At 42.2% G+C, this 11,485-nt stretch carries 12 protein-coding genes and 3 pseudogenes; 3 read left to right on the top strand and 12 right to left on the bottom strand.

The features are described 5' to 3' along the window. From BN67_RS12075 to BN67_RS14615, 12 genes and pseudogenes are all read right to left on the bottom strand, one after another. Positions 1-336, bottom strand: a pseudogene (locus BN67_RS12075) (lysozyme); the annotation flags it as partial. A 16-nt stretch (positions 337-352) separates the two neighbouring features. Continuing rightward, positions 353-1,946 (bottom strand): annotated as a pseudogene (locus BN67_RS12935) (isocitrate/isopropylmalate family dehydrogenase); the annotation flags it as partial. Beyond that, positions 1,943-2,656 (bottom strand): hypothetical protein, encoded by a 714-nt coding sequence (locus BN67_RS09350; RefSeq protein WP_019223838.1) that lies wholly within the window; start codon positions 2,654-2,656, stop codon positions 1,943-1,945. The gene BN67_RS09350 and the pseudogene BN67_RS12935, both read right to left, overlap by 4 nt. Next, entirely contained in the window at positions 2,653-3,411 is a 759-nt protein-coding gene (locus BN67_RS14300) for a beta/alpha barrel domain-containing protein (protein ID WP_019223837.1), read from the bottom strand. Before BN67_RS14300 ends, BN67_RS09350 begins: the two co-directional genes overlap by 4 nt. Positions 3,412-3,601: 190 nt before the next feature. Continuing rightward, a pseudogene (locus BN67_RS12925) lies at positions 3,602-4,789 on the bottom strand (multidrug effflux MFS transporter). A 711-nt stretch (positions 4,790-5,500) separates the two neighbouring features. Then, entirely contained in the window at positions 5,501-5,980 is a 480-nt protein-coding gene (locus BN67_RS09315; protein WP_019223834.1) for a lysozyme, read from the bottom strand. A gap of 90 nt (positions 5,981-6,070) precedes the next feature. Next, on the bottom strand, positions 6,071-6,391 hold the full coding sequence (locus BN67_RS12055; protein WP_019223833.1) for a hypothetical protein: 321 nt from the start codon (positions 6,389-6,391) through the stop codon (positions 6,071-6,073). An 86-nt stretch (positions 6,392-6,477) separates the two neighbouring features. Beyond that, a complete protein-coding gene (locus tag BN67_RS09305; protein ID WP_244427054.1) occupies positions 6,478-6,711 on the bottom strand; it encodes a hypothetical protein in 234 nt (77 codons plus the stop codon). A gap of 93 nt (positions 6,712-6,804) precedes the next feature. Continuing rightward, the gene (locus tag BN67_RS15255) at positions 6,805-6,930 is read right to left on the bottom strand and encodes a hypothetical protein (protein WP_019223831.1); all 126 of its coding nucleotides are present in this window, start codon (positions 6,928-6,930) and stop codon (positions 6,805-6,807) included. A gap of 11 nt (positions 6,931-6,941) precedes the next feature. Beyond that, a complete protein-coding gene (locus BN67_RS09295) occupies positions 6,942-7,235 on the bottom strand; it encodes a DUF6127 family protein (protein ID WP_019223830.1) in 294 nt (97 codons plus the stop codon). Between the two features lie 103 nt (positions 7,236-7,338). Continuing rightward, the gene (locus BN67_RS13255; protein ID WP_026088262.1) at positions 7,339-7,986 is read right to left on the bottom strand and encodes a host specificity factor TipJ family phage tail protein; all 648 of its coding nucleotides are present in this window, start codon (positions 7,984-7,986) and stop codon (positions 7,339-7,341) included. Further along, positions 7,970-8,242: a hypothetical protein gene (locus BN67_RS14615; protein WP_202802736.1), complete on the bottom strand. Its 273-nt coding sequence runs from the start codon at positions 8,240-8,242 to the stop codon at positions 7,970-7,972. The genes BN67_RS13255 and BN67_RS14615 overlap by 17 nt, the downstream gene beginning before the upstream one ends. Before the next feature lie 177 nt (positions 8,243-8,419). On the opposite strand from BN67_RS14615, the gene BN67_RS09280 reads away from it, so the two are divergent. From BN67_RS09280 to BN67_RS09265, 3 genes are all read left to right on the top strand, one after another. After that, on the top strand, positions 8,420-9,586 hold the full coding sequence (locus BN67_RS09280) for a tyrosine-type recombinase/integrase (RefSeq protein ID WP_019223829.1): 1,167 nt from the start codon (positions 8,420-8,422) through the stop codon (positions 9,584-9,586). A gap of 208 nt (positions 9,587-9,794) precedes the next feature. Beyond that, entirely contained in the window at positions 9,795-9,995 is a 201-nt protein-coding gene (locus BN67_RS09275) for a helix-turn-helix transcriptional regulator (RefSeq protein WP_019223828.1), read from the top strand. Positions 9,996-10,401: 406 nt separating this feature from the next. Continuing rightward, positions 10,402-11,485: DUF3987 domain-containing protein (locus BN67_RS09265; RefSeq protein ID WP_026088260.1), on the top strand; the 1,084-nt coding region annotated here is incomplete at its 3' end.

The following is an 11,485-nucleotide window of genomic DNA, read 5'->3' as shown; positions in this document are numbered from 1 at the left end:
TGCCAATAAGCCCCCTAGCCCCGAAAACGATCCTATAATGGGTGCCAATGCCTCTACTTTGAACAGTCCCGTTGCCTCTTTCTTTTCTACACCTTGATAGTTAGAAGAAACATAAGACCCCCTTGCCCACAAACCAGCCTCTGCTGCTCTACGATTGGCAAGCCCTTTGAGTGGTTGCCCTCCTACCTTATTCCATTTCTGTAATTGTGCGGGCACTGACTCATAATCTCCTTTATTCAACTTTTTTAACAGGGTGGAATGACAAAAAGCCTTCGTTCCTACGTTATAACAAAACGACACGAGCGCTGCGAATTGTGGGTCTGTTAATGACACTGACATTATATTCTTTAGCTAAATAATCTGTTAAAAGCGCATTCGCTTGTACCGGCGGACCAGGCAGAATAACAAGCTTCGTCTTATCAGATTCTAAATAAAAGCCCGGTGCTGTTCCTCGTGGATTATCAAGCACCGTTGCCTCTTGCGGGAAAAAGGCTTGCCGGCAATTGGATTCATCTGGTTCAATTCCAAGTCTTTTTAAGCTTTCTTGTACAGCAGTCCACACGTCATCACGATAAAGCAGCGGTTGCTGAACAGCTATAGCAACAGCATCCCGTGTTACATCATCAGAAGTCGGTCCCAACCCACCACATATAACTAAAAGATCATCATAGCCTAAACAAGCTGTTATCGTTTCTATAATTTGCTTTAAAAGATCTGCGCAGACAAAATGTCGACGAATGTAAAAATTTTTTTTTCAATTGCTGGCTAATTGATTGTAAGTTCGTGTTGAGGTGTTGACCAGAAAGCAATTCGTCACCAATAGTAATAACCGATGCCGTATAAGTTTTATCAGTAAGGTTTATATTTTCGGAAACAGCTGCAGAGAATTCTTTAGTTATATTAACCCCGCCTAAATCATAAGTCAAAACTTTTTCAGAACGAATAACTTGATCAACTGTATACATAATCCTGCATGCTTCTTCCTTAAAATTCAAATAATCTAATAACAGGCTAACTGTATAAAACATAGCTGCGGGATTGGCTTTTTCTTTTCCAACGAGTCTAGGAGCACTACCATGAACCGGCTCAAAATAGGCTGTACCATCACCAATATTTGCGCTTGGCGCCAGTCCTAGCCCTCCCATAATACCAGCAACCAAATCTGATAAGATATCACCAAACATATTTTCTGCAACGATGACTCCAAAATGTTGTGTTTTTTTAACTAACCATAAAGCTACAGCATCTACATTATGAATTTCTGCTTCAATTGTTGGAAAGTCAGCGGCCACTTCATCAAAAATCTCTTTAGCAAATTGTCCACTTTCCCGCATGACATTCGGCTTATCAGCGAAAGTTACACGCCCTAATCCTTTTCTTTGAGCGTAAACAAAAGCAAGCCTAAATAAACGCTCTAATCCTAAACGAATTTGCAAGCGCACAGACCAAGCTGCTTCGGCTGGACCGTATTTTTCAAGATTAGGATGCCTTAGCCAAGACTTAACTCCATCCGAGACACCTCTAAAATCTAATCCAGCATACAGACCTTCCGTATTCTCCCGAATAACACATCCATTAAAAGATGCTGTTGAGCCCGCTATATATCGAAAGGGACGTATATTCGCATAAAGGCTAAGTTTCTGTCGCAATTGAATTACAGGAGACACATAAGTTAAATTCTGACTTTGCAAGTGAGAGGCAAGCTCTCGTTGCGCGGCCTCTTTGCCCTTACTTGTTATAGCCCCAAGCAAGATGGCATCGCTCTTTTTAATTTTTTCCCACGTGACTGGTGGAATAGGATCTCCGTTGCTCTTCCAACACTCCCAACCGACCTCTCCATAGCTTAATTCCAAAGGCAAATTAAACTGTTCTAAAACTGGAATTACAGTATCACAAACTTCAGGTCCTATACCATCACCTGGCAACACAAGGATTTTCTTTTTCATAAGGTTTTCACCCAAGAATCTATAATTTTTGTCGTTGTTAACGGATTATCATCCCACGGACGCATTCCTGCCGCCTCCACCACTCGGCATTCATGCCCGTCCTTGCCACTATTCACTTGATTACTTATGGTCGCCAATTGAGATTCTTTACCTATGATAGACAGAAACTTTCCTGCAAAATGACAGAGGTAATCCCTCGCGTCCAATTGGAGTAGAAGCTCGAACCCCCGCATCATCCGCGCTATAGCTTCTATCTTGCTTTCCTCACAAATTTGAATTGCAGCTCGTTTCGATGGCATACCCAAGGGTTGCACATATTGATACAAGAGCTCCAAGGCTTGTTCTAATGCATTTTGATTTAATAAATTAAGCAAAGCTTCCAGGTACCTTTTTAACCTAGTATCAACATACCCAGGACCACTAATGGACAGAACCGCTTGGACATTATTTAACCGAGGAGCCAATACTTGTGCAAGCGATCCCCCCAGAGCAAATCCAATTAATAAGAAGGGAAAACAAAAACTTTTATTTATTTTTTCTGCCAGTAAAATTAAATTATTTTCCTTCGTAACATCTTTAATTATAGAAGTCGTATCTAAGATATCAATTTTAACGCCCTTTTCTATCAGTATACTTTGTAAATCTCGACAAAAATCTCCATGATCCCATAACGGCATAACCGGTGCCAATATTACAGCATTTTTTATCATAAAACACTTCGATCCAGGAAGCTGCCAACTGCCGCAAACACAGCTTTAATACCTCTTGAACTATGCTCTTTCAGCCCACTTTTATAACTCACATTCAGATTGTGCATAGCTAAAATCATATCCATAGGATCTCGCTGCATTATATCGTAAAAATCCTGCGTTTCTAATAATTGTGCTTGATGCAAAACCAGCGCTAAGTCATAGCGATTTGTTTTTGCAACTAAATTTAAATAAGATAGCCACATTTCAAGAGAAAGATTACCCGCCCCCTTCCCCATCCCAAACAAAGCACTGTCAATAACCGTAGCGCCAGCTTTTATAGCAGCTATACTATTACTCATAGCGAGACCAAGATTATCATGCGCGTGAAACCCCAACGTTAAGGGCGTTCTTGCTTTTAAATTTTTCATCACTTCTTCTAAACAATGCGGCAAAATGTTACCACTGGAATCAGCCAAACAAAAAATGTTAGCACCATGTAACTCTGCCTGCTCTGCCATTTTATACAGATCATCCGAGCCAACCTCACTTGCACGCGTAACGTTTAAACTAACTTGAAGCCCTAACCCAGAAGCATAACGACACAGATCATACGTAGCCTTTGGATTCTTTTTATTGATGCATAATCTTAACATAGATATACCCAATCTATGTATAATCTCAACGTCTTCCTCGGCAATATTATGAGGATGAGCAATGACAACTAATTTGCCGTCTGGAACAGCGTCGCACAATGTCTTTACATAATCATCCATACATAAACCGGTTCTCCCTATATTTTCGATTAGCTGAAAAAACCCGTTTCGATACCCAATTTCTATATACTCAACGCCCGCCTGTACCATTCATGCAATATGCTCGACAGCATAAGTTTCTGAAAAAGAAAAATTATTCTGATATCCGCCATCCCGCAAAGTGACGTCTATATTTTTTACCGAATATACATCATGAAACATACCTGTCTCGCAATTTAATATAAATAATAAACCCTACAATACATAATAATGCTAACAACATGGCAAACACACAAGGATCATGCCCTGAGATTCGCCCTAGCAAAGCAGCACTGATAGCTGCGTTCCCCAACTGGACTGCCCTCATCAGTCCAGAAGCAGCCCCCGCAGCTTGCGGGTGCGACGCAATAGCAAATGCCGTACCCAGCGGCAAAAGAAAACCATTACCAAATGTAAGCATGGACATAGAAACCAAACTCGTCACCAAAGGCCAGGCACTAAAATAAAGTTGCGCAAAAAACAAACATCCAGCAGCCATAAAAAATAAAATATCCAAGTCGCACTGCTTTTTCTAATGAGATTACTTTCGTTAGACGTTTTGCAGCGAGATTACCAAGCACATAACTTAACGAAACACCTGTATAACTATATCCAAGATTTTTTTCTTCCAAACCTAATTGCGTCAAGAAAAAAGGAGATTCTGAAATATATCCAAAATAAGCCGCGTATGCAACACAAGGAACAGAAGAATAAAAAAGAAATTTTTTATTCTTCAATACACTATATAAATTCTGAACCATCGTCTTAACCCGAAAGGGCGTGCGCCGCTCCTGTGGCAAGCTCTCTTCAAAAAAGAACAAACATAAAAATAAGGTTACAACGATAAAAACGGCAAGGAAAATAAAACTAGATCGCCAACTAAAATACTTTAATAAAACCCCACCAATTAAAGGAGCAATAGCAGGCGATGTACCCACAAGGGGAAGACCCGCAGATAAAGCCGAGCAGCGGCATCTTTATCAAGCAAATCACTTACAATAGCACGACTCAGCACTATTCCAGAACAAGCACCAACCCCCTGCACAAATCGCAACCACAACAAGGACTGAAAATGCGCTGTATATATAATAGCCACAGTGGCAAACAGCCAAACCACCAGACCGAAAAGCAAAGTTTTTTTCCTACCTAAGCTATCACTTATTGGACCATAAATAAGCTGACCAACCGCAATAGCAATTAAAAAAACAGCGATGACATTTTGGATAGCAGATTCATCAACCTGATAATAAACACCCATAGGACGCAAAGCAGGCAAAAAAATATCCGTTGAGATCAACCCGCCAACAGATAAGCACGCGATAAAAACCACAAACAAAAATCGTATTTTTTGTTCAAACATATTCCCCTCTCATAATCAAGCGATTCTAAATCCAACTTAGTATCCGTAGTATTATTGCAAGCTGAAAAACATTCTTGTTACCAAGCTTAAGCACAAACGAACGCCTATACAATGTATCCACAGCAAGATTCTGCGTAAACATTCCCAAAATCATCCTAATTTAATATACACCTTTCTCCCGCAACCCGTAACATCTGACTATCGTATATACATGACATAATATCAGCACAAGACCATATGCCAAATAAAACAACAAAATTTCAAATTTTTCCTACAACCTTATAGATACGTTCAACGTTTTTTAATTCTAGCGCGCCGCTCACGAGGCCAAATTTTTCTTGCAATTCTTGCACTCATGAGGCAAGGCGCGCCTTATCACAGATCAGCAACAGATTTTTTGCTCCTCAAGCGCGGCCTGCAGCAAAACAAGACCAGCTGAAATGCGTTTCCCCAATCTTTCTTCATCGGCAAGAAGAACGCCTTCCCCATAGGGGTTCCTATGGGCAAAAAGCGCCGCGGCAATTTAATGAGGGTGCAGGTCAATATCTGCATGCATCAAGGCCGCTAGATAAGCCTTTGAATCTGGCATTGATTGATGAGCGCGCAATAAAGCTGCTTTATAACGCACTTGATAAAGGTGATTTACCCCAAATGTAGAGCCTCCCGCAATACTCTTAAATTCATTATGAGGCGTTATAAAAAAGTCAAACATTAAATAGAATATAAGTCGCCTTCTGCTTGTCGGCGAATAACAAGTCCTTTAAGTTTACGACCACCAGCAAAGACCCAACGCAGAAATTGTTCGGGAGCTTCATTATGTTCGCCGCGGTTAATTTTGCGCCGTAACGTTGAGCTTTGCAGTGCGCCGCTGCCTAAATTATAAGTAAAAGACACAAGCGCATCAAACTGATTAGACGTCAAAGGCACTTTGATCAACCGCAAGACCGCGCACTCTGCAACCACGGCATCTTGGCGCAACAGCTCAATGGCGCGCTCCTCATCAATGCCCGCTGGAAACGCCTCATCATCTTTTACGACATGGTCATAGCCAATCGTTGGATAGCCCGCCGGGCAAATATAAATAGTTGGCGAGAAACCCTCAAACTGCTTAATCAAGTTTAGTCCCTTATCGCTAACGGCGCGACGTTTAGTTGCCCTGTTCGGGCGCTCAAAGTGCGTGATATGCCGCATGATATGCTTCCCTTGGTTTACAATAATCAGTGTGGTTGTTTAGACCCAGAATTACCTAGGCGGGTGTAATGCCCGCCTAAATTAAGTGTTTTATTCGTTGATTAAGGCGCCCATCACTCTCAAGCGCTTATGACCGTTTTCAAAAGTCCCAACCCAGTAGTAGTCGTCTGCCTCTAGGTTATCCTTGTGCTCCATCATCAGCGTAAATTGGTCAATGCCGTTTTGCTCGGTAGTGGCGTAGTCCTCAAGGGCGTACCAAGATTTGCTTGCTAGCGTGGTTGCCATTGAGCGCATCGTGTATTCAAATGCACCAACCAAAGCCTCTCTTTCAAGCGCGGTGCAATTTTCATTTTTAACGTCGATAATTTCTGCAATTACAAATCTTTTGCTTTTTTTAAATCGTTTACCCATCGTCTAACTCCTTGTTTTTTAATGGTTTTTACAATTACAATAATGCTTCCTTTCCAACGCTTATCAAGTCAATCAGATTATATTTTTCAGTATTTTAGTCGCATTTTTGCCAAGGCTCGCTGCCCAAACCAAAACGACATCACCGCCGCAAATAAGGCTTGTGTTTCACCATCCCACACCGTAATCAGCCCCGTGGTAAAATCATAGCCTTCATTCATGATACGCAATAAAACCACTGTTTTAACCGTGGCAAAAAGGATAAAAAAGGCATAGGTGATAATCGGCCGCACCGACGCACCCAAAGCCTCGACCCATTTCACGCCGCTGGGCCTATTGGCATAAAGCGCTCTGGCCTCATTCATATCCGCTTGCACTTCTATTTCTGACAAGCGTTGGTTATGGCCTTGCCGTTGTTATTCCATTTGCAATTGTAAAATAGCCAATTCATGTTTGCGATCCTCCTTGTCACGCCATATTTTAAGCAAATCAGGAAAAGCGGAAGATAAAAAGCCTAAAAGGCTGCCCAATAATGTCAGCATAATATTCTCCTCTATTTATGGGTAAAAAGGCCAAGTTTAGCGGTAATACCGGCCACTAAGAGCGCCAGCACGCCAATCGTTACCCAACGCACCACGGTTTGCAGAAAAGTGCGCTGCATGATTTTGATTGAGCCGGCCAAATCGCGCAGGGTGCGGATATCATTCGCGGCCTCAAGATCGGCTAAGCCCACTTCTAAAAGCGCTTTTCTGGCCCCCCGACAGGCGGCTTGCTCCAGCAGAGACTCAAATTCGCTACGTGGCAGGCACACCATATCGTGCTGCCGCTGCTGGTTATCAGCGGTCATAAGTATTCTCCATGTTTTAAAGATTATTGGTCAGCGCTATGGACGCGTTGGCTTTCAACGACAGCGCTGATTTCAACAAGATTACCGCGCGGACGCACAGCGGTTACGCGTGCAAGCGTGCTCCATTTTCGCCCGCACCAAAAGCAATATGCGTGCGCTCTTGGCTCTCACCCGTATAGGGCTCAAAATCGAGCTCTTCTTGCAAAACAACTTGATTGGAAGCTTCGCCGGGCTCTACACGCCACGACCCCGAGACACTGCCATCATATTTGCGCAGGCTGATAAAATGATCACCAAGCAGGCTATCCCAAGTCAATGGCTCTGATAAAGTCAGCACATTGTCATCAATTGCAATGATTTCCCCGCCTTGGCCCCAACTTGGCATATCATGGGCTATAGCAATCAAGTCCCCATAAGTGGGAATAAACCCTTCTAGCTCGGTTTGGAAACTCACCAAACGCCGGCGATAGCGATTGGCAGCAGTCATATATTTACCTTCGCGAATGGCCTGTTCTTTCTCGGTGCAACCAAATAAGCGCACCCGCGCTGGGTGATCACTCACATCATCAGACAAGCTTACTGTTTCTTCGGCAACCTTCCATGTTTGGTTGGAAAAATATTCAACGGTAACGCTGTCCGCAGTATCATCACTGGCCAACAGATATTGGATTTTAAGGCTGTTTTTGACGATATTACGCGGGCTAAACAAAACCACGGGCAAAACACGCTTCTCATCACGAACAAAGCGCACACAGCCGCCCTGCATAAAACTCACCGCGCGCGTACCAAACATCATCAAGTATTTTTAATTGCGTCAGATCAATGCGACTATCTTCCAATTTGCCGCCATAGGAGCTGCGCGCAATATCCGCAAGCGCCCATGTGATAGAACGCGTTTTTTGCGGCGCGGACCAGCCTGTCACCTCATCCCAAATAGGCAATTTGCGCGTTACAATACAATTGATCATCCTTGAGGCCCGTTGCGATAAATTATCCGTTGCGCGCATCAACAAGGCATTGATTTATAATAATAATTCACTGTTTTGTATGTTGAATGAGAGTCTCGAATAACGTAAGATTCTCTCATTCCAAAGCTGCTTATGTTGAATCAATCAAAACCACTCACTTGCACCTCACAAGTGGGATGAATGTGTGGATAAAATTTATATAAGAAAGGACTAAAAATGGCTCTTATGAATCGTCTTAATGCAAGGGCTGTCGCAACATTGGGGGCTGGTAAATATAATGATGGTGCCGGCTTGTTACTTCATAAGCGTGAAGATGGTGGTGCTCAATGGATTTACCGTTATACTATTCACGGGCGCCGTCGTGAAATGGGTTTAGGGGCTCTAAGACATGTCTCTTTAAAACAAGCTCGTGAACATGCAACACGGTGGCGTTCTGTTTTACATGAGGGTCGTGACCCCATTAAAGAACGTGAAAAACAAAAACGTGAGGCAATGCGTAATCTTCATTATCTTAAAGACATTGCTTTAGAGACTTTTGAAAGCCGTAAAGCCGAATTAAAAAATGATGGGAAAAATGGGGACTGGTTGGCACCTTTGCGTCTTTACATTCTTCCTAAATTAGGCTGCCTTCCCATTTCAGAAATTACCCAAACAGAGATACGCAATACCCTTGCCCCCATATGGCATACAAAAGCAAAAACAGCAGAGAGAGCACTCATTCGTCTTAATCTTTGTCTCAAACATGCGGCTGCATTGGGATTAGATGTTGATTTACAAGCCACAGAGAAAGCACGCGCCCTCTTAGGAAAACAACGCCACAAAGTGACTAATAGACCTGCAATGGATTGGAAAGATGTGCCGGCTTTTTACCAAACGCTTTGTCAAGCAACAACCATGACGCAACTGGCTTTGCGTTTACTTATTCTGACAGGTGTTCGTAGCAATCCTTTGCGTCATATTCATGAAGATCAGATTGAAGGGGATATATGGACTATTCCTGCTGAAAATATGAAAGGACGACGGGATGCGACAACAGAGTTTCGCGTCCCTTTATCATCAGAAGCATTAGAAATTTTGAAACAAGCGCGCCTGCTCTCTCGTAATGATTTCTTTTTTTCTGCAACCGGTCGCGGTCCTCTTGCTGAACGCTGTATGTCGCAATATATGTACAAGACTGGGATGAGTGCCTGCCCCCATGGTTTTCGCTCTAGTTTACGCAATTGGCTCGCTGAAACAACCGATGCCCCCTATGAAGTCGCTGAAACAATTCTAAGTCATACGGTAGGTGGTAAAGTAGAGCGTGCCTATCGTCGTACAGACTATCTAGAACAGCGCCGTGTTTATATGGATAAATGGGCAGCTTATGTCACGGGTCAAACTTAAGAGATGGGGTGTAATACCCCATAATCTGTGGATAACTTTCTCTCTCTCTTTTCTCATATTGTGTCATTAAGAATCATCAAGATTCAATTTTAAAAATACATGATAAAAGACTGTTTTTTATAGATAATATTACTTTTCAATCCTGCAGAAATATGGTTAATAAGTGGTTATGATTTGTTTGCAATTTGTGTTTTGAAAGGATTTTTAAATGACCGAAAATGATACTCTTCTCACAGACCGTGAAAGTGCAAAATTGCTCCATATGAGCGTTTCAACATTCCGGCGTCATGTGACAAACGGTGTTTTACCAAAACCCTTAAAGTTTGGTTTTTTGTCGCGTTGGTTACAATCTGATCTTCACGGTGTGATTGAGAAAGCAAAAAACAACCGTAGCAATCATGCTGCATAAAAGAAAACCTTGTCACGTAAGGACGGACAAGGCTCTTCATTACTTATCGAGTTATGAATAGCAAAATCCATCCTGTGACGCAAGATCATAGGATAAAAAATGTATTCTTATACACATGCTGCGGGCATATCACATGCCCTACCCATGATGATAGATTTCCTCGTTTATCTTTTACCCATGGTTTGATGGCGGTGCTGTGCATTTATGCCAAGCCAATGATTGGCTCCTGATTTACGCAAAACCAAAGCCCGTCTGACAATCACAATGGACGGTGATGAGGCTGGTCGTAAAGCAGGTTATGCCCTGGCTACCCGTGCGCATGGATAAGGTTTTGATGTCTTTAATGAAGCAAGCCCCTAAAGGGCTGACTTTTACCATTTTTCTCTTTTTTAAAAGGTCTATTACTATGTTATACGATAATAAAACTTTAGATAATCAAGATAATAAAACTCTCAATAATAATGCTCTCGTGAATGAAAACGATAATGCCTCTTTACACAACAATGCTTGTTTAGAAGCCATTCCCTATGAAAAAGCATTGCAACAAAGTGGTTGGGGAGAATTACAGCCAATCAAGGCTACTCTTTTACCAGTAGAGCCTTTTGACCCTACGCAAGTTCCTTTAAGCTTAGGAAGCTATATTTCTGACGTTTCAGATCGTCAACAATCCCCTATCGATTTTGTTTCCGTTGCTACTCTCTGTGCTTTAGCTGCTGTGATTGGCAATGGCGTTCGTATTGCTCCAAAACAGCATGATGATTGGAAAATTGTGCCTAATCTGTGGGGTGCCATTGTTGGTGAATCCTCGATTATGAAAACACCTGCTATGAAAGCGGCTTTGAAACCTCTCTATAGCTTTCAAAAAGAATGGTACAAAGAATGGAGGAAAAAGAAAAAACAACAAAGAATTGAAGAAAAGCTTGAGGAATTAAGCAAACAAGAAAAGGAAAACCAAGCCAAGAAAGCGCTCAAAAAGAGTGATACTGAAACAGCACGGGCTCTTTTGTCTGAAATCCTCTCTAAAGACAATGCAGATGATGATTGCCTCCCTCGTTTTATTGTCAATGATGTCACGCTAGAAAAGCTTGGGGAATTGTTAAGGGAAAATCCACGTGGATTATTGATGATGCGTGATGAGTTTACGGGTTTTCTAGCCAATATGGAAAGAACGGAGTTTCAATCAGAACGGGCGTTTTATTTAGAAGCCTTTAATGGAGATGGGCAATTTACCTATGATCGTATAGGGCGTGGAACAATTTACATTCCCAATGTCACTCTCTCAATGATTGGAGGCATTCAACCCTCACGAATTACCCCTATCATTCAAGCAATGCACTGTGGAAAAAACAATGATGGTCTCATTCAACGTTTTCAAATGCTGGTGTGGCCTGATGTCAATCAAGATTGGAAATTAGTTGATAGAGCTCCCAATCAGAAAGCACGGCAAGGCTATGAAGCAATGTTTCGTTCTTTTCTGGATAAACCCTTGG

The organism is Bartonella rattaustraliani AUST/NH4, assembly GCF_000312565.1.
GTDB classification, from domain to species: domain Bacteria; phylum Pseudomonadota; class Alphaproteobacteria; order Rhizobiales; family Rhizobiaceae; genus Bartonella; species Bartonella rattaustraliani.
This window is presented reverse-complemented; position numbering and strand designations above follow the sequence as displayed.